This window comes from uncultured Winogradskyella sp., from assembly GCF_947498005.1.
GTDB lineage: Bacteria > Bacteroidota > Bacteroidia > Flavobacteriales > Flavobacteriaceae > Winogradskyella.
In genome coordinates, this window is record NZ_CANMIW010000006.1 from 219,904 (window position 1) to 239,531 (window position 19,628).

Below are 19,628 nucleotides of genomic sequence, written 5' to 3' on the forward strand. Positions count from 1 at the left end.
ACTTCCACTTTAGTAGGAAATAATATGGATAAAAAAATAAATGATATTGGTAAACGCTCTGGCAAAATGCTACTTTTTGGTGGTGTTTACAGTAATCTTCAAGCACTTGAAGCTCTTATTGCTGTAGCAGAAGCGGAAGGTATTCCACCAGAAAACTGTATTTGTACAGGCGATATTATTGGGTATTGCGCTCAGCCAGAAGAAACCATTCAAACATTTAAAAATTGGAACGCAAAAAGCATTGTCGGCAATGTAGAAATACAACTGCGCGATGATGAAGATGATTGTGGTTGCGATTTTAGAGCAGGCTCACGATGTGATAATTTTTCGCAACAATGGTATCCTTATGCCAAGAGTAAATTATCAAAGGATTCTTTAAATTATCTTGAGACGCTTCCAGACCATATTAAATTCACAATTGGGAATCAAAACGCGACGGTTGTTCATGGGTCGTATTTTAATGTTTCAGAATTTATATTTAAATCAACAGATTGGTCAATAAAAGCTGAAAATTTTGAAGCTGCAAAAAGCGATATGATAATTGCTGGTCATTGTGGTTTACCGTTTCAACAAAAAAACAATACTAAACATTGGATAAATCCTGGTGTTATTGGAATGCCTGCTAATGATGGAAATCCTAACGTTTGGTATGCTATTTTAGACGATTCAGAACCATCGACTACCGTAAATTTCCGTAAATTAGATTATGATTATAAACACACAAATCAACTGATGTTAAACGGATTATTACCAGAATCTTATGCAAAAACCATAGTTACTGGTATTTGGGATAACATGGAAATATTACCAGAAACAGAAAAACAATTACAAGGAAAACCAATATTACTGTAAGGTTGGACAAACAAATTATACTAAACCTTTATGAAGAATTTTATTTTACTCTCATTTCTGCTTCTAGGCATTGCAGGACATAGCCAAAGTAGTATAAAAAAGCTGCTAAAAAAACATAACGAAGAAAGTGTTCCTTATATATCAGTTGACGAATTGGCAATGCCAAAAACCGATGTTATTTTGTTAGATGCTAGAGAAGTTTCAGAATTTAATGTGAGCCATTTAGAAGATGCTGTTTGTGTTGGCTATGACGAATTTAATTTAGAAACAACTACGGCATTATTCCCAGATAAATCGGCAACCATTGTAGTATATTGTTCATTGGGTATTCGCTCAGAAGACGTTGCAGAACAGCTTAAAAATGCTGGTTACACCAATGTTTTTAATTTATTTGGTGGTATTTTTGAATGGAAAAATAACGACTTCACAATTTACAATACAGAAGGCGAAACAGATGATGTTCACGCATTTTCTAAAGAATGGAGTAAATGGCTTTTAAAAGGGAATAAAATATACGATAAGCTTGAAAATGATGAATAAGAATGCCCTAATAATCTTTACTCGCAATCCCGAATTGGGAAAATGTAAAACACGTTTAGCAAAAACAATTGGTGATCAAAATGCGCTAGATATTTACAAATACCTATTGCAGCACACAGCGAATATATCTCAAAAGGTAAATGCAGATATTTTTGTGTTTTATTCAGAAAACATAAGTACAAATGACTTGTGGCACAATGAGCATTTTATAAAAAAATTGCAATCTGGTAGTGACCTTGGTAAGCGTATGGAAAATGCCTTTATGGATGTATTTAATAGCGCCTACGAAAAAGCAGTGATAATTGGCAGTGACTTGCTAGATTTAAACGAATTCATAATTGATGAATCTTTTAAAAATTTAGAAAATCAAGATTTTGTAATAGGACCAGCAGAAGATGGAGGCTACTATCTTTTGGGAATGAAACATGCTTACCCTGAAGTGTTTAACATACAAAATTGGGGAGGAGAGACTGTTTACGAGCAAACAATTAACAAACTCTATGATAAAAGTGTGTATGTTTTAAAAACTCTTAACGACATAGATAATGTCGAAGATTTAAAACCATATAAAGTTTTCGAAAAATATTTAACAAACCACCAAATGTGTAAATTATGAAAACAAAATTACTTTTTATTTGCTTTATTTTTTCTGCAATTTCTACTGTTTATTCCCAATGCTCAGTGATGGCTACGGATTTTGAAAACAATAGCAGTATTCCAATGTACAATGTAATGGGAGATGTTACAGTTGTGCTAAACACAAATAATACCGTTACGCTTAACTTAGGAGACAATTTTACTACAGCTGCAGGACCAGACATTAGAGCCTATTTTGTTGCCTCAAATGGAGCTACAGATGCAACCTTAAGAAATTCGTTAATTTCTAATCTTGAAAACTTTGAGTTTGGCTTAGTTGGTTCTAACTCTGTCAATCAAAACGGTTCAAAAATGTTTACCGTAAACATTCCAACTAATGCCAATATATCTAATTACGACCGCGTATTTTTTTACTGCCAACAATTTGATCAATTTTGGGATTTTGGTAAAATAATTCCATTTACAAATACAACCTGTTCTGCATTAAATGTAGTAGAAAACACCTTATCACAACAAATAAGTTTATCACCAAATCCTGCAAATGACATTTTAGAAATTTCTAATAATGCACAAACCAATATTAATTTCTCTGTGTACAATACATTAGGAGACCGTATTTTAGAATATAAAAATCTCACGAAACAAACACAAACCATTGATATTTCTTCATTAAAAACTGGGTTATATTTAATACGTTTTTCAGTTAATGGTAATACCTTTACAAAAAAGCTAATTAAACATTAACTCAATGATTAAATTTATAACAGAAAGCACTGAATATTTACAAAGCAAAGGTTTTGAAAATCCCGAAATAGGCATCATTCTTGGTACTGGTTTAGGACAATTAATTAATGAAATTGAAATCATTGCAGAAGCTAGTTATAATCACATTCCTAATTTTCCAACAGCAACTGTAGAGTTTCATAAAGGCAAACTTATTTATGGAATTCTAGAAGGTAAAAAAGTCGTTGTGATGCAAGGCCGTTTTCATGTTTATGAAGGTTACACCTTGCAAGATGTGACGTTTCCGGTAAGAATTATGGAAAAATTAGGTATTAAAACCTTATTGGTTTCTAATGCTGCAGGTGCAGTAAATTTAGATTTCAAAAAAGGCGAATTAATGCTTATTGACGACCACTTGAATTTACAAGGTGGTTCGCCATTAGCGTTTAAAGGCGTTTCAGAATTAGGCGAACGTTTTACAGATATGAGTGCACCTTATGACGCTGAAATCAACTCAAAATTTGAAAGTATTGCTAAAACACAAAACATTACCTTACACAAAGGTGTTTATGCTAGTGTTGTTGGTCCTCAATTAGAAACTAGAGCAGAATACAGAATGCTAAAAACCATTGGCGCAGATGCTGTTGGTATGAGCACTGTACCAGAAATTATTGTCGCTAATCATTTGAATTTAAAAGCGGCTGCTGTTTCGGTTTTAACTGATGAGTGCGACCCAGACAATCTTAAACCTGTTGATATTGCTGAAATTATCGCCATGGCAGGAAAAGCAGAACCAAACATGATTACGTTGTTTAAAGAATTGATAAAGACACTTTAATAGTTGGCAGTCCTCAGTTTGCAGTCTTCAGTCTCACTGATACGCAACTAAACGCTGAAAACCTTGTAGGTGTAAAGTATAAACTAAATTATTATCGCGAAATATCCTGCAAGGTCATTTTTTCGACCTTGTAGGTATAAACCATAATCAAGACCTAGCAGGTTTTAAAAACCTAGCAGGTCTAAAATGTATAAAAAGAAAAAGAGATTCCTGCCTTCGCAGGAATGACAAAAGAAGATGCCCATTTTCATGGAAACAAAAGATGGAAAAATATCTAGACATATTCACAAAATCCTATTCCGATTACTGGAATTATTTAAAATATGAACTCATTGACATCAATCATTGGGACAATTTTTTCTATGGTTTAATTATAATTTCAATAGTCGTTTGGCTTTTAGAAATTATATTTCCTTGGCGAAAAAACCAAGCCTTAATCCGGAAAGATTTTTGGTTGGATACGTTCTATATGTTCTTCAATTTTTTTCTTCTGAATTTAATTGTCTTCATTGCTTTGTCAAATACAGTTTCAGAATTATTTAATGATATTTTAGGCTTAGTTGGTTTATCGGTTTCTAGTTTTCAATTGTTTGATGTTGATGAGCTACCAAAGTGGTTAGGCTTATTTATCTTTTTTATAGTATCCGATTTTGTACAATGGAACACACATCGACTTTTACATCGTTTTGAATGGCTTTGGAATTTCCATAAAGTACATCACTCTGTAAAGGAAATGGGCTTCGCTGCACACTTGCGTTACCATTGGATGGAACCAGTGATGTACAAGTCTATTTTATACATTCCTATTGCTATTATTGGCGGTTTTGATGCGCAAGATGTGGCTATTGTCTATTTCTTTAGTATTGCTGTTGGCCATTTAAATCATGCTAATTTGGGTTGGGATTATGGATTTTTAAAATACATTTTTAATAATCCTAAAATGCACATTTGGCATCATGTAAAAGAATTGCCAAAAGACGTAAGGTATGGTGTTAACTTCGGACTAACATTAAGTCTTTGGGATTACATTTTTAAAACCGATTACATACCTCACGATGGTAGAGATATTGAACTGGGTTTTGAAGGCGATGAAGAATTTCCTAAGGATTTTATTAGTCAGGAATTGTATCCTGCATTCTCTAAAAAAAGAGAATCTGATGTTTAAAACTTCTACCAATGAAATATCTTTTTATTTTAATTGTACCACTATTTATAATGTCTTGCGCTGCAAAAAAGCAGACTATTAACACAGAAAACAACACTTCTGAAGTGGTTTCTGCAGAAACAAACATAACCGAGTCTACTACAATCATTGAAGAACCTAATTCTCAAAATGAAACGGTTGTTGAGTCAGAAGAAGAATTAATTCCGTTGCCACCAAAACCACCGAAACCATTATCTAATTTTAAATCCATAATGCATAGCAGATGGAATACTATATTGCAAAAGCACGTTTCAGAATCTGGTAATGTTGATTATAAAGGCATAAAAAACGAATCAGAATTTGATGTCTACATAGATTATCTAAGTGAAACATTACCAGATGACACTTGGACTAGAGATGAAAAATTAGCCTATTGGATTAACGCTTACAACGCCTTAACTGTAGATTTAATTCTTAGAAATTATCCTGTAAAAAGCATAAAAGACATTAAAGACCCTTGGGACCAAAGGCTTTGGCAATTTGGCAACAAATGGCAAAACCTTAATGATATTGAACATAAGATTTTAAGAGAAATGAACGAACCTCGTATTCATTTCGCCATTGTTTGTGCATCTATTTCGTGTCCTAAATTACAGAACGAAGCCTTTACAGCTTCAGATTTAGAAACGCAATTAACAAATGCGACTAAAGAATTTTTGAAGGATTCTACTAAAAATGAACTTTCAGAAAGTAATATTAAATTGTCTAAAATTTTTAAATGGTTTAAAAAGGATTTTGAACAAGATGGCGATTTAATCGAATTCTTAAATCAATATTCTGATGTTACAATTTCAAGTTCAGCTAAAAAAAGTTTTAAAGATTATAACTGGAATTTGAATGATTAAAAAACGAAATAAAAAAACTGACTTCAATACTTTTACGTAAATAGTATATGATAAGTATAATAATTCCTGTTTTAAATGAAGCTGATAATATTGGTAATTTATTAAACCATATTAATCACAATACATCTGCTTCAAATATTTCCGAAATTATTATTGTTGATGGCGGAAGTACGGATGGGACTAAAGAGGTTATTTCAAATTTTAATACTTCAAAAGGGATTCAAACTATTTTAATTAATTCTGCAAAAGGTAGAGCAAAACAAATGAATCTTGGTGCAAAACATGCCAAAGGCAGCATTTTATATTTTCTTCATGCAGATTCTTTTCCACCAAAAGATTTTGACCAACTTATAATAAATGAAGTTAACAACGACAATAATGCAGGCTGTTTTAGAATGCAGTTTGATAGTAAACATTGGTGGTTACGTTTAGCCAGTTGGCTCACTCAATTTACTTGGCGTGCTTGTAGAGGAGGCGACCAAAGCCAGTATATAACACGTACACTTTTTGATGATATTGGTGGTTATGATGAAAATTACATCATTTACGAAGACAATATTTTAATTAACGAACTTTACGCAAGGCACCAATTTGTTGTGATTAATAAAAAGCTAAAAACCTCAGCTCGCATGTATAACAAACATGGCATTTGGAAAGTGCAATATCATTTTTGGACGATTTATGTAAAGAAATGGTTTGGTGCTCCTGCTGATGAGATGCTCTTTTATTACAAAAAACACTTAGGTTAATTATCCTTTATTCCTTCCTAATTCATTTGGATATAAATCTTTTACAACATCACTCTGAAAGATTTCTTTGGAGTCGATATCTATAGCAGACAATTTACCTGTAAATGCAGCACCTGTATCAACATTCCAAACATTGACAGCATTCATTGGTTCTGTTTTTTTAAAATTAAGCGTTGGTGTGTGACCAATATAAATTTCGGAGTAATGTTTTAGTCGTTTTGGATATAAGGTGGAGTCTTTATTAATTCTAGTATCCATAGTTAGTGCCATTTCCCACAAGGTTCTATCAAAATAAAACCCTCTAACATCAAATTCTTTTTCTACACCATGCACAGATCTAAAACCGGCATGCACAAAAAGACGTTGTTCACTATCAAGATGATATACTGGCATGGCTTCAAAAAAATCTAGGTGTTCATTTTTTTGTGCTTTAGAAAATCCGTTATAACTTTTTAGCGTGCCTTTTCCGCCATGATTATACCAAATATCATCTATAAATTCTGAAGCTAACCATTGCTCACACCAAGCATCATGATTTCCCTTTATAAACACACAAGTATTAACCTCTGAAAGTTCTATTAAATATTGAATGACTTGTGCAGATTCGCTCCATCCATCTACATAATCACCAAGAAATATTAAATTATCTTCATTGGTAACTTCGGCACGTTTTAAAAGTTGAATTAAGGCTTTTAAGCCTCCATGAATATCTCCTATGACTAATGTTCGCATTTGGGCTTCGTTTTTCAAAATTAAAACTAAGAATAATCTCTTAATTTTTCTTAAAGATGTTAAACTTAAAACAAATCTTACTTAACAAAATTATAAATTGAGTTTCAGAATTATTTCATTCCTCTACTTTGGCTGAACACCAATCAGTTATCAAAATAATGAAAATCAATCAAATCATTATTGCGTTTGTAGTGTTTACTATTTCGCAATCTTACGGACAGCAAACTTTTTCTTCAAAATTATTAGATTCTAAAACGGAGCAACCCATTCCTTTTGCAACTATTCAGTTTAATTCTAAATCTGGAGTCATTAGTAATGACAATGGCGAATTTAGTATTACTATTAAACGTCTTATTAAAGCTAGTGACTCTTTAGTCATTAGCTGTTTGGGTTATGAAGAAAAACGAATTCCTCTTATTAACTATGACAATTCCATTATCTTCCTACAATCCCAATCTGTAGATTTATCTGAAGTTTTAGTCACTAATAAAACCTACACCATCGGCGAGATTCTAGACAAAATTAAAGACGGTCTTTCTACTAACTACGATTATGACTATGCCAAGCGTAAACTCTTTTATAGAACATCATATTACACAAAAATAGACAAGCATAATGTGCAATTAGAAAAATCAACTATACCAGAATTTAATCAACAACTGATTGACAGCCTAATTGATATTATGCCTAAAACTATTGCAGATCACACTGAAATTTTAGGCGAACTTTACGGTAAAATAGAGCCTAAAGAATATCAGAAAATGGAAATTCTTAAAGCATGCCAACTTTATGATGAATCAGCCGACATAAACCTTAACAACTATGAAGAGCGTTTTAATGCTATTTTCAGAAAATATGTGAAACGTGATTCTTACTTTAAGATAAAATCGGGATGGTTTGGTGCCAAAGAACAAATTGATTCGTCATTATTTGGCGATAAAAACGAGAAAGAAAAAGTTGTTACAGACACTATGGCTGAAGCCCAAAAGAAAAAGGATTCTTTACAAAAACTCGGGTTTTTGAACTGGAAAAAAATGATGGTTCATAATTTTGAAAACAACAATTTTATAGATGAAAACAATGATCTCAACTTTATTCATAAATCTAATCGTTATGAGTTTGAAATTTCAGATTATAGGTATATGGATGACATGTTTGTTTATGAAATAAATTTTAAACCCAAACGAAGCGAAGATTATTTTGGTACCATGTACGTTAATACAGAAGATTTTGCTGTGGTGCGCGTAGATTATAAAAACATTAAGCCTTTAAGTAAGTTTTCTATACTTGGCATTTCCATGAATAAGTACTTAAAAGAGGGCACTATTATTTTTCAGAAAAACGAAAACGAAAAGTACACACTAAAATATAGAGATGAAACTTTTGGAGAAAAAACAGGCATTAAACGACCTATAAAAATTGTAGAAAAAAACAAAAATGTAAAAGGCAGACGTAAGCAAAACGAGTTAAAAGCAGATATTCACTTTATAATTAGAAACATTGAAAAAACAGAACTCGTAGTTTTTGAAACCGATATTTTAACAGAAGTCGATTATAAAAATTTTAAAGAAAAGACACTTGTTTCACCCACCAAACTCAGTCAATATAATCCCGATTTTTGGAAAGGTTATAATATCATTGAACCCAACGAAGCCATTAAAGCATTCAAAGCAATTGATGCAAAAGACTAAAAATACTGACCAATACCAAAAACTAAACCTTGTGTAGCATCTGGTGTTATACCAATACCATAATCTATTCTAAATATAGCATTGAAGATTTTCTTATGAATAAAACGTAACCCTAAACCAGGATAAACTCGGATATTTTGAGAATCAGCAAAATTAGCAAAATCGCCACCAGGATTTCGCCATGTACCTGCATCTACAAAAGCATTACCTTGCAGAGAAAACCATTTTTTTTCAAAAAGTGTATGTCTATATTCTGAATTTAAAACTATTGCTGCTGTACCTCTATCAATGGTATTACCAACTCCTCTTAAATTGACATTATTATCAACGGAAAATGGCGCAAAAGGCGTCTTATTATTGGTTGCCATACCTAATCTTAATCTATTAGCCCAATTGCCTTTTTTACCGAATCGTTTATAATATAGAAAATCATTCCAACCAATTAAAAACTCAGGCAATGAATTATCTCTGGTAGTTACATATTGAAAATTTAGAATACTCCTAAAACCCTCTACATATTGATAATCGTAATTAAGGTTATTGTATTCATAGATTAACTTATAAAGTAACTTATGCACTCGTAAAGATTGTGGAACATCAGGACTTGTAGCTCCAAACTTATACTTGTAATCTTCTATAAAATAATTGACTCCAAATTCAAAACGATTAGAAAAATTTAATTGAAACAAGCCTAAAACCTCAAAAGACTCATTATTATACTTGTAATCTGCCATTCTTCCATCAAAGAAAATAGGCTCTTGCGTTGTTAAATCTTGATAATTTAATGCCAAGCCAAATGATCTGTTAAACAAATAAGGCGCTCTAAAGTTTACCGCATAAGAACTGTAAATATCTTTTTGATAAAAGCCTCCAAACGTTATATTTTGCCCTAAGAAATTGAATTCATACAAGCCTAATCGATATGCAAATTCATCATCATTTGTTGTATAAATATTAGCTGATGGAATTATAGTAAAGTTTTCTTCTATGTTATAGAAAACGTTATATTCATTTGGTGTTTCTGCAGGAAACACCTGATAATAAGCATGTGCTATTGACGGTAATCTTTTGAGCAGTTTAATATCTTCTTCAATAACTGCTGTGTCTAGTACAACACCAGGTTTTAAATTAGAAATCTTTTTTACAAATGAAGATCTTAACTTTTTATTTCCTTGAATCTTAAGATCGGCCACTTTGTTTTGCGAAAAAACAGAAGTACATATACTTAAGAAAAGGAAAATAACAATACGATTCATTCTATAGTAAATTGAGAAACAAAAATTTCATTTATCCAATTATCTTCACTCACATCCATAATGGTCATTTTGTAATCTTCACCCTGAACTAAATTTGGAGGTGTCCCGTTTGTAATATTTAAAACGACGTTAGATGTATCGTAATATTGAAATTGAGTTTCAAAGGTATAAGTTCCTGATATTAAATCATTATCGATAGTAGACAAAACCTCAAAAAAGATGGCGTTATTTTCTTCAGAATTTACACTCCAAGTAAAAAGTGGCATTTGAGGTATATCTTGGTTAATTATAATTTGTGTGGAATATAAAGAGGGCTGTGTTTCATTTTTTATTCTAATTGGATTCGATAATTTTATCTCACCATCAATTTCAAAAGAAACAATAAACCATCGTTCTGAATTAAAATCTCCTGTAAATTTTCGTAAATAACCATTAAAAACAGGTGTATCCTCTAAAAAAACGCGATTGTAGTTTAAAACATCATTGGGATCTACTGTAAGACTAGTCGTTTCATATAGTCTAAAGTTAGAAGCGCCATTTTCTGGGTAAAAGAAAATATCAACTGTTTCTATATTATTTTCAGTATTTCCAGCACAGGCAATAACAGCTCCATTTTCAATTATACGTCCCTCAATATAAATACTTAAACTATTTAAATCTTCAATTAGCATTGAGGAATCATCATTACCACAAGACGCTATCAAAAAAATTAATACGAGATACTTTAATGGTTTCATTTGTCTGTTTTATAATAAGCTTTTATTACAGCTTCTGCCGGTTTATTTTGTGGTGTAAATCTCGAATTATCTTCACCTCCAACTTCATCATGTCTATGGAACCATTTCCAAATAAAGCCACCAGCAAACCAAGGTTCCTTCCAAAAAGTTTCGTACAATGCTTTAGTTGTATTTACTTGTGCTTCTAAATTAACCTCATCCATATCTCTATCTGATGCCCAAGGTTCTCTACCTGAAAAATCGACACTTCTATAGCCATATTCTGTAAACAATATAGGTTTATCGTGGTCTTTAGAAACTTTTTCAATAATAGGTTTATGTGTTTTCCAGCCTTCCAAACAATCTTCCAACGTTGGCGTTTTCTCATTACTTACAGGGAAATAGGCATCTACTCCAATAAAATCTAGTTTATCCCAAAATGGCGTGCGCTTAAACTCGTCCCAATTGGCAGCGTATGTTAGTTTACCTGTATAAATAGTCTTAATTTCTTCAATTAAATTAAACCAATATTTAGGTCTATGCTTCACAAATAATTCTAATTCTGTTCCTATACAAAGAATTTCTGCATTAACCTCTTTTGCTAGTTTTGCATATAGCAAAATAAAATTCTTGTAAGTATCTTCTAAAGTTTTCCAATTTTCTTCAGAAGACATTTTAATAAGACCTGTAAATTCACCGCGTCGTACCCAAATTTGCGGTTTAATCATTACTTTAATGTCTTTTTTTCTTAACTCCTCTATATATTGTTTCGTTCCGGGTTTGGTTTCGCCATACCATTGCCTATTTGTATTATGCTGAATTTCTGGATGATCTAAATCACTAATAAAACCAAATGGCATCACTGCAGCAAAATTAGCATTTACCTCAACTATAGGATTGACATGAGTTTCATCTATAACATCTCTAGATGCTACAAAACTTACACCATTAATTTTATCTTCTTGACCTCTACAAGCTGATAAAACGACTACTAAAATTAAAGAAAAAAGACATTTAAAGTTATTCATATAAATATTTAAAAAGTCTAATTTATATAAATCTTACAATAAAGCTCTTAAACCAATACTGAAAGTTTCACCTAAACCTTGAAAATTATTTCCGCGTACAAATTTTCCGTAAGATGCTTCAATATTTAGCGCATTTGTCAACTGGTATTTTCCGCCAAATCCTAATTGCGTGTAATTTTGTTCGAAATTATTACCTAGGTCAATTAAAAAAGCTTGTTGAGCATTTACAAATAAAGTAGATTTACTGGATGGAAAGTAGCTTAAAAAAGCACTTAAAGGTAAAAACAAGCTATTATTTGCAAAACGTTCACTAGAATTTTCTGTTAACACATCTGCATCACTTTGATTTTCTCCAAAATTAAAACCAAAATCTGCTTCTGTAAATATTTGCCAATTTCCTCCTCCAAAAGTTTTGTCATAGAAAAACTTAGTTTCCCAAAATGTACTCCTTTTATCTAAATAAGCAGGCACAGCTTCATCTTTAAAAACAGGTAGATATAGTGAACTCGTAAAAGAGAAATTAGGAACACTCGCAAAAGGTTGTACCCTAATAGAAGGGGCAATTGTTGTTAAACCACTTCGAGAATCAACACCATTGTTTTCAAAATCAAAGACACTAAGCGCGTTTTGACCACCATAATTATTTGCTCTTATCTGAAAAACAAGTCCAACGTTTATTCTAGAATTATTACTTACTCCGGTATAAATCTCTGTAGTATTTGTAAAAAAGTTTTGCCTTTCAATATCAAAAGATTCGCCAGTACCTGCACCTGTCTGCTTTGTTTGTGTATACAAACTATTAAAAAACTTAATATCCCATTGCCCTTTGCTCAAAAGTTTTGATGGTGTAAATTCTTGTACGTTACTTTTCTTTTGTACCTCTTCTTGTGAAAATCCTAGAAATGTAACCATCATTGCTAGGATTGCTAAACTAATTTTTTTCATTGCTTTTTTTTTAAAGTTGATTAATATTTAATTATTGTTTGTTCAAATTCCAGTTATATGTGAAATAACTTAACTTAAAGTTATCAGGAATTTTTTCTGTTCTATATTTATTTATAAACTCAATTTCGGTAATGCCATCCATAGTAAAATCCTCTTTATACCATTTCATAATTTCAGAAGCTTCCACCTTTTTTTTCTTTGTATTAACCTTTAGAAAACTACCATTCAGTGCTTCTTTTGTTTGCTTCTCTAATTGTGCATTTAACGTATTTGGCATATATGCTTCACTAATTAAAGGCGGACAACCCAACGCACCACAAACTAAGACAAAATGAAAACGAGCATCCTTAAAGTTACCTCTTAACAATTTATGTTCAATATCATTTAATGTAATATCCATGCCACCTAAACTATAGGTCGTTTTATCAAAAAAACCAGCATTGTCTAAAGGAGACTTAGTTGGGTAGTTATCTATAATTCCTTTTATAACCGAAATATTATAGGCATTTATCCAAAAAGCTTGAAAGTTTTTTACATCCGTTTTTTCGACTGATATACCTTCAGCAATTTTTAGAATGTCGTTTAAAGACGATTGGTCTTTATGGATTTTATTATATCCTACCTTTCCGTTTTTAACATGTGTTTCAAAGAACGCATCCGTCTTAGAAAAAAACGTTTCTAAATCTTGCGCATTCATACTCGAAGTAATTATAAGGGCAAATAAAAAGCTAAAAATTTTCATAATTCTAAAGTTTAAAGACTTTTAGGTCGCAACAAATTAATAGGACTTACAACAATTTTGAAAAAAACTAACGTCTTACTGAAATACATATCCTTACAAAACACAATTAATTTAAAAAGGATATAAATAAGATTCAAAAATTAAGTTATTACCTTTAGTTGCGACAGACTGCATAACTAACTAACAAATTTCATGGAACACATCGTTATTATAGGCAACGGAATTTCTGGTGTTACACTAGCCAGACATATAAGAAAGCTATCTAATAAAAAGATTACAATTATCTCTGCTGAAACAGATTATTTCTTTTCACGTACAGCATTAATGTATGTGTATATGGGACACATGAAGTTTGAACACACACAACCTTACGAAAACTGGTTTTGGAAAAAGAACAGAATTGAACTTAAAAAAGGTTACGTAAAAAATGTTGAAACAAAATCTAAAACACTTCATTTTGCCGAAGGAGACACGATGCAATATGATAAATTGATTATTGCAACAGGAAGTAAACCCAACAAATTTGGTTGGCCAGGACAAGATTTAAATGGTGTTATGGGCATGTACCACAAACAAGATTTAGATAATCTTGAAAAACATGCACCTAATAAAGAGGTCTGTAAACGTGCTGTAATTGTTGGAGGTGGTTTAATAGGAATTGAATTAGCGGAAATGTTGAATTCTAGAAGTATTCCAGTTACCTTTTTAGTAAGAGAAGATAGTTTTTGGAATGGTGTTTTACCAAAAGGTGAAAGTGAGATGATTAATAGACATATAAAAAATCATCATATAGATTTGAGGCTCTCAACTAATTTAAAAGAAATAAAATCTGACGAAAACGGAAACGTTAAATCTGTCATTATTGAAGAAACAGGAGAAGAAATCCCTTGTAACGTGGTAGGATTAACTGCTGGAGTGACGCCTAACATCGATTTCTTAAAAGGTTCAGAAATTGAATTAGGACGAGGTGTAAAAGTGAATCGTTTTTTAGAAACTAACATTTCAGATGTATATGCAATTGGTGATTGCGCTGAACAACATGAAGCTATTGGCAACCGTAGACCTATTGAAGCCGTTTGGTACACAGGCAGAATGATGGGAGAAACCTTAGCACAAACCATTTGTGGTAATAAAATTGAATACAAACCAGGTCATTGGTTTAACTCTGCTAAATTTTTAGATATTGAATATCAAACCTACGGTTGGGTTTTTGGTGTAAGAGGTCGTCCTGAACACGAAAAACATTTTCACTGGAAACACAATGATGACACTAAATGCATCACAGTAGCTTACCACAAAAACACTAAAGAATTTTTAGGCATCAACACTTTTGGCATACGAATGCGACATGAAACGTTTGATACCTGGTTAACGGAAAAACGCAATGTAGATTACGTAATAAATCATTTATCTGAAGCCAATTTTGATCCTGAGTTTTATTCAAAATTTGAAAATGAAATACTAACAGCCTACAATAAACAACTACAAACCGCTTAATTATGAGTAATAAATTAAATCATAGTATGTCTCTGGCAAAACCAGATGCTGTAGACATTACAAACAAACAAAAAATAGCGTTAGCTGTTGGCGTTATAGGTTTATTCATTTTAGTTTTAGCTTTATTCAACACCAACTTTCCTAACAAAGCCGTTTTCCTATCGCTTTCATTAGGTTTAATTACAGTTGGTACAATTATATATGCTAGAGAAGCCTACCTAACTAAATTAGAAGGCATAAAAAATGATGGCGTTTGGTTTAAATCCATTTCTTCTCGTGGTGTTTGGGGTTGGATTGTTGGTGTAATACTAACTACATTTTATATTGTGCTTTATTTCTTTCCAAAGTATTTAGGTCTAGGCTCAGATGGCGAAGCCAATGCAGGTTTAATCGGTTTATTTGACCCGTTAAGTCAATTACTAAGTGGAAGAAATGCAAGTCAATGGTTTGTTTATGGCACATTATATACGGTTGCAATTTTAGCTTTTGGATACAAGTTTATTCTTAAATACAGACATAATCGCTACCAACAAATACGTACAGTTTCTGTTATGTTCTTTCAGTTAGGTTTTGCCTTTTTGATTCCAGAATTCATGTACGTTATGAATAACGACTTACCTTACTACGACCTTAAAAGTATTTGGCCACTTAACTATTATATTTTTGACGAATGGTCTGTTAATGGCTTCCTATCTAACGGAAATATTGGATTGGCATTAATTCTGTTTGGTATCATATCCATATTTGTAATCACACCAATTCTTACATACAAATACGGAAAGCGTTGGTATTGTTCTTGGGTTTGTGGCTGTGGTGGTTTAGCGGAAACTGCAGGAGATTCATTCAGACAATTATCATCTAAAAAAATGTCGGCTTGGAAATTAGAACGATGGTTAATACATACCGTTTTAGTTTTTTCTGTAGTGATGACAACAGCCATGATTTACACTTATTTAGGTTACGATAAAAATGATTTTTGGCTAACTCGAGATGTATTTATTAGCTTAGTTATTGGCTTTTTAACTTTAGTTTTTGCTGCAGTTATGTTTTTTAGAAGACAAGAACTTGGTAAAGATGCTAAATTTGGTGCTATTGGCTTTTTCTCAGTAATTGCATTATTACTTATTATGCACTTTACAGGTACTACAGAACATATTTTTTACATTAAAGCTGGCGCTTTAAGGTCTGCTTATGGTATATATATTGGTTCTATTTTCTCTGGTGTTATTGGTACTGGCTTCTACCCTATTTTAGGAAATAGATCTTGGTGTCGTTTTGGTTGTCCAATGGCCGCGATTCTAGGGTTTCAACAACGTTTGTTTTCTAAATTTAGAATTACAACAAACGGCGGACAATGTATTTCTTGTGGTAACTGTTCTAACAGTTGCGAGATGGGAATAGACGTACGTGCTTATGCACAGAAAGGCGAAAACATCGTACGTTCTAGTTGTGTTGGTTGTGGTATTTGTTCTGCAGTTTGCCCAAGAGGTGTTCTTAAACTAGAGAATGATAGCATGAAAGGAAGAATTAATCCAACGGAAATTTTATTAGGAAATGATGTTGATTTAATGGATTTAGTAAATCAGAAATAATGCGAGTCTTTCTATTTTTATTGTTGTTTTCATCCTTGGCTTTTGGCCAAAAAAACTACACGAAAAACATTTATGACAATGGAGAAACCAGTTCTAAAGGTTGGCTTCAAAACAATCTAAAAGTTGAATATTGGTACTTTTATCACACCAATGGTCAATTAGAAAAACGTGGTGCTTTTATTAATGGAAAAGAAAATGGGTTTTGGAGCTTTTACGATAAAACCGGAAACATTGAAGCCTATGGATATTTTAAAAATGGACTTAAAATAAATCATTGGAAAATGTTTTATAACAATAGACTATTAGAAGAAGGTCATTACAATAACGGCAAACGTTCTAAATACTGGAAATTCTATTTCTCTAATGGTAGATTAAAAGAAAAGGGACATTACAAAGACAACCTAAAATCAGCTTACTGGAAAACCTATTACAACAACGGCAAACTAGCTAATGAAGGTCAATATTTAAATGGAAAACAAACAGGATATTGGCGCTTTTTCTATAATAATGGCCAAATTAGAAAAGTTGGCGATTATAAGTTAGGAAAACTCAATAGCTATTGGCAATTTTACAGCGAAAATGGTTTTAAGACTTCTGAGGGTCATTTTGTAAATGGTAAAAAAGACAGTTGGTGGTTATTTTATGATGAGAATGAAAAAATTAACCACAAGTGCCAATTAACTAACAATAAAAAAAATGGATATTGCCTTATGTATAAAAATGAAGAATTAATATCTGCTTCAAAATATTCTAAAGGAAAAAAGCTGAAAGAATGGACAGATTTAAAATCATTTAAAAGAGACAATAAACTATCAGATTTAAACTAATGCCCAATATAAAAGTTATTATCCCTGCGTATAATGAAGAAAAATCCATTCCTCATGTTATAAAAGCTATTCCAAAACTAGTTAATGAGATTATTGTTGTTAGTAACAATTCTACTGATAACACAGAGCTAAATGCAAAAAACGCAGGAGCAACCGTTTTAGTTGAAAACCAAAAAGGATACGGTTTTGCCTGCTTAAAAGGCATGAACTATATTTCTCAACAAAAAAACAAACCAGATATTATTGTTTTTTTAGATGGTGATTATAGTGATTACCCAGAAGAACTGACTAAAATAGTGCAACCTATAATTGAAGAAAATATTGATTTCGTTATTGGATCTAGAGTTGAAGAATTACGCGAAGCAGGTTCTATGACCAAACCACAAATTTTTGGTAATTGGCTAGCAACTAGCTTAATGAAATTATTCTTTAAATCAACTTTTACAGATTTGGGCCCTTTTAGAGCTATTAAATACAGTAAATTATTGGATTTAAAAATGGAAGATAAAACTTATGGTTGGACGGTAGAAATGCAACTTAAGGTATTAAAACAAAAAATGAGCTATAAAGAAATTCCTGTTAATTATAGAAACAGAATAGGCCTCTCAAAAGTTTCAGGTACGATAAAAGGTGCTATCTTTGCTGGCGTAAAAATCTTAACTTGGATTTTTAAATATAGTTTTAAGTGATCTACCTTCAATACACCATAATTGTAATATATACTATTGCCATAGTACTGATTTTCATGTATGCTTTGGCACAGTTAAATCTTCTATACAACTATCTTTCTTCAAAAAAGAGAAGAGATGATAGCGAAACTTTTGACTTTTCGAATACTGAAGAAATCCCAATTGTTACCATACAACTTCCTGTTTTTAATGAGATGTATGTTATGGAGCGTTTATTAGACAATATTGCACTTATAGAATATCCTAAAGATAAGTTAGAAATTCAGGTCTTAGATGATTCTACAGACGAAACTGTTGCGACCACAAAAGCACATATAGAGGAACTTGTAAAAACAGGTTTAGATATAAAACATATTACCAGAACAGACCGAAGTGGTTTTAAAGCTGGTGCTCTCAAAGAAGGTTTAGTTATAGCAAAAGGGGAATTTATTGCCATTTTTGATGCTGATTTTTTACCACAGCCCAATTGGTTAAAACGCACTGTGCCTTATTTTAAAAACGAAAAAATTGGTGTTGTGCAAACACGTTGGGGACACATTAATAGAAATTATTCCATACTTACAAAAATTCAAGCTTTTGCTTTAGATGCACATTTTACATTAGAGCAAGTTGGTAGAAACAGTAAAGGGCACTTTATTAATTTTAATGGTACGGCTGGTGTATGGCGTAAAGCATGTATTTTAGATGCTGGTAATTGGGAAGGTGATACACTTACCGAAGATTTAGATTTAAGCTACAGAGCGCAATTAAAAAATTGGGAATTTAAATATTTAGAAGATGTTGAAACTCCTGCAGAATTGCCTATTGTAATAAGTGCTGCACGTTCTCAACAATTCCGCTGGAACAAAGGTGGTGCAGAAAACTTTAGAAAAATGCTTTGGCGCGTTGTAAAATCTGACAATATTTCTGCCAAAACAAAAATTCATGGGTTACTTCACTTATTAAATAGCTCTATGTTTCTAAGCATATTTACAGTGGCTATTTTAAGTATACCAATGTTGTACATTAAAAATGAATACGCTCACCTTAGAAATTACTTCTATGTGATGAGTTTCTTTGTAATGAGTACCATCATTTTCTTTGTTTGCTATTGGTTTATGTACAAAAACATCTATGGTAGTGGGTTTAAAAAATTCTTTAGTTATATAGGTATGTTCTTTACATTCTTTTCAATAGCTATGGGCTTTTCACTTCACAACTCTATTGCCGTTATCGAAGGCCATATTGGTAAGAAAAGTGAATTTGTACGTACACCGAAATTCAATATTAAGAAGTTTAAAGACAACTGGAAAAACAATAAATACTTACGCAAAAAAGTATCGCCTCACGTAATAATTGAGGGATTCTTAATGCTTTATTTCGCCTTTGGAATGTATAGTGCTTTTATTGTTGGTGACCAAGGTGGTGATTTTGGATTGTTTCCTTTTCACTTAATGCTATTTATTGGTTTTGCTTATGTGTTTTTTAAATCACTGACCTCTAAAGTGTGATTGCGCTCTGGAAATATCACAAAATTCCTCTCCTATTTTCTGTTATAAGTAGTTTATTTTATTTGGCTTTCGCCT

The 19,628-nt window shown here is 32.0% G+C and carries 20 protein-coding genes; 14 read left to right on the forward strand and 6 right to left on the reverse strand.

Going from position 1 to position 19,628, the window contains the following annotated elements; translation table 11 throughout:
• Positions 1-24 precede the first annotated feature (24 nt).
• The 8 genes from Q0891_RS12470 (at position 25) to Q0891_RS12505 (ending at position 6,348) form a co-directional block, all read left to right on the forward strand.
• The gene (locus Q0891_RS12470; protein ID WP_299102081.1) at positions 25-852 is read left to right on the forward strand and encodes a metallophosphoesterase; all 828 of its coding nucleotides are present in this window, start codon (positions 25-27) and stop codon (positions 850-852) included.
• 30 nt (positions 853-882) lie between these two features.
• Positions 883-1,392: a rhodanese-like domain-containing protein gene (locus tag Q0891_RS12475; RefSeq protein ID WP_299102084.1), complete on the forward strand. Its 510-nt coding sequence runs from the start codon at positions 883-885 to the stop codon at positions 1,390-1,392.
• Positions 1,382-2,008 (forward strand): TIGR04282 family arsenosugar biosynthesis glycosyltransferase, encoded by a 627-nt coding sequence (locus tag Q0891_RS12480; protein WP_367179572.1) that lies wholly within the window; start codon positions 1,382-1,384, stop codon positions 2,006-2,008. The genes Q0891_RS12475 and Q0891_RS12480 overlap by 11 nt, the downstream gene beginning before the upstream one ends.
• A complete protein-coding gene (locus Q0891_RS12485; protein WP_299102087.1) occupies positions 2,005-2,733 on the forward strand; it encodes a T9SS type A sorting domain-containing protein in 729 nt (242 codons plus the stop codon). The genes Q0891_RS12480 and Q0891_RS12485 overlap by 4 nt, the downstream gene beginning before the upstream one ends.
• Before the next feature lie 4 nt (positions 2,734-2,737).
• Positions 2,738-3,550: a purine-nucleoside phosphorylase gene (locus Q0891_RS12490; protein ID WP_299102089.1), complete on the forward strand. Its 813-nt coding sequence runs from the start codon at positions 2,738-2,740 to the stop codon at positions 3,548-3,550.
• A gap of 262 nt (positions 3,551-3,812) precedes the next feature.
• Positions 3,813-4,715, forward strand: a complete 903-nt coding sequence (locus Q0891_RS12495; protein ID WP_299102091.1) for a sterol desaturase family protein — start codon at positions 3,813-3,815, stop codon at positions 4,713-4,715.
• Between the two features lie 11 nt (positions 4,716-4,726).
• Positions 4,727-5,599, forward strand: coding sequence for a DUF547 domain-containing protein (locus Q0891_RS12500; RefSeq protein WP_299102093.1), 873 nt, complete (start codon positions 4,727-4,729; stop codon positions 5,597-5,599).
• A 47-nt stretch (positions 5,600-5,646) separates the two neighbouring features.
• Positions 5,647-6,348: a TIGR04283 family arsenosugar biosynthesis glycosyltransferase gene (locus tag Q0891_RS12505; protein WP_299102095.1), complete on the forward strand. Its 702-nt coding sequence runs from the start codon at positions 5,647-5,649 to the stop codon at positions 6,346-6,348.
• Here the strand turns inward: Q0891_RS12505 and Q0891_RS12510 are convergent, their stop codons facing one another.
• Positions 6,349-7,080: a metallophosphoesterase family protein gene (locus tag Q0891_RS12510; protein ID WP_299102097.1), complete on the reverse strand. Its 732-nt coding sequence runs from the start codon at positions 7,078-7,080 to the stop codon at positions 6,349-6,351. It lies immediately after the preceding gene.
• 158 nt (positions 7,081-7,238) lie between these two features.
• Here Q0891_RS12510 and Q0891_RS12515 point away from each other — a divergent pair, with 158 nt between their 5' ends.
• Positions 7,239-8,771, forward strand: a complete 1,533-nt coding sequence (locus tag Q0891_RS12515; protein WP_299102099.1) for a carboxypeptidase-like regulatory domain-containing protein — start codon at positions 7,239-7,241, stop codon at positions 8,769-8,771.
• Here Q0891_RS12515 and Q0891_RS12520 read toward each other — a convergent pair.
• From Q0891_RS12520 to Q0891_RS12540, 5 genes are read right to left on the reverse strand one after another with little or no spacing between them, the layout of a single operon-like run.
• Entirely contained in the window at positions 8,768-10,027 is a 1,260-nt protein-coding gene (locus tag Q0891_RS12520; RefSeq protein ID WP_299102101.1) for a POTRA domain-containing protein, read from the reverse strand. The two genes, Q0891_RS12515 and Q0891_RS12520, sit on opposite strands and share 4 nt — an antisense overlap.
• Positions 10,024-10,764, reverse strand: coding sequence for a hypothetical protein (locus Q0891_RS12525; RefSeq protein ID WP_299102103.1), 741 nt, complete (start codon positions 10,762-10,764; stop codon positions 10,024-10,026). The genes Q0891_RS12520 and Q0891_RS12525 overlap by 4 nt, the downstream gene beginning before the upstream one ends.
• Positions 10,761-11,771, reverse strand: a complete 1,011-nt coding sequence (locus Q0891_RS12530) for a glycoside hydrolase (RefSeq protein WP_299102105.1) — start codon at positions 11,769-11,771, stop codon at positions 10,761-10,763. Before Q0891_RS12530 ends, Q0891_RS12525 begins: the two co-directional genes overlap by 4 nt.
• Positions 11,772-11,804: 33 nt before the next feature.
• A complete protein-coding gene (locus tag Q0891_RS12535; RefSeq protein ID WP_299102107.1) occupies positions 11,805-12,716 on the reverse strand; it encodes a hypothetical protein in 912 nt (303 codons plus the stop codon).
• Positions 12,717-12,747: 31 nt separating this feature from the next.
• Complete coding sequence (locus tag Q0891_RS12540; protein WP_299102110.1) at positions 12,748-13,458, reverse strand: DUF547 domain-containing protein; 711 nt, start codon at positions 13,456-13,458, stop codon at positions 12,748-12,750.
• A 192-nt stretch (positions 13,459-13,650) separates the two neighbouring features.
• On the opposite strand from Q0891_RS12540, the gene Q0891_RS12545 reads away from it, so the two are divergent.
• The 5 genes from Q0891_RS12545 to Q0891_RS12565 are packed head-to-tail and all read left to right on the forward strand — an operon-like array spanning position 13,651 to position 19,553.
• Positions 13,651-14,955: an FAD/NAD(P)-binding oxidoreductase gene (locus Q0891_RS12545; RefSeq protein WP_299102112.1), complete on the forward strand. Its 1,305-nt coding sequence runs from the start codon at positions 13,651-13,653 to the stop codon at positions 14,953-14,955.
• Positions 14,956-14,957: 2 nt separating this feature from the next.
• Positions 14,958-16,547: a 4Fe-4S dicluster domain-containing protein gene (locus tag Q0891_RS12550; RefSeq protein WP_299102113.1), complete on the forward strand. Its 1,590-nt coding sequence runs from the start codon at positions 14,958-14,960 to the stop codon at positions 16,545-16,547.
• Positions 16,547-17,374 carry a toxin-antitoxin system YwqK family antitoxin gene (locus Q0891_RS12555; RefSeq protein WP_299102115.1) on the forward strand — a complete coding sequence of 276 codons (828 nt, stop codon included), beginning with the start codon at positions 16,547-16,549 and terminating at the stop codon, positions 17,372-17,374. The genes Q0891_RS12550 and Q0891_RS12555 overlap by 1 nt, the downstream gene beginning before the upstream one ends.
• On the forward strand, positions 17,374-18,063 hold the full coding sequence (locus Q0891_RS12560) for a glycosyltransferase family 2 protein (protein ID WP_299102116.1): 690 nt from the start codon (positions 17,374-17,376) through the stop codon (positions 18,061-18,063). Before Q0891_RS12555 ends, Q0891_RS12560 begins: the two co-directional genes overlap by 1 nt.
• Positions 18,063-19,553, forward strand: coding sequence for a cellulose synthase family protein (locus Q0891_RS12565; protein WP_299102190.1), 1,491 nt, complete (start codon positions 18,063-18,065; stop codon positions 19,551-19,553). The genes Q0891_RS12560 and Q0891_RS12565 overlap by 1 nt, the downstream gene beginning before the upstream one ends.
• Positions 19,554-19,628: the final 75 nt, after the last annotated feature.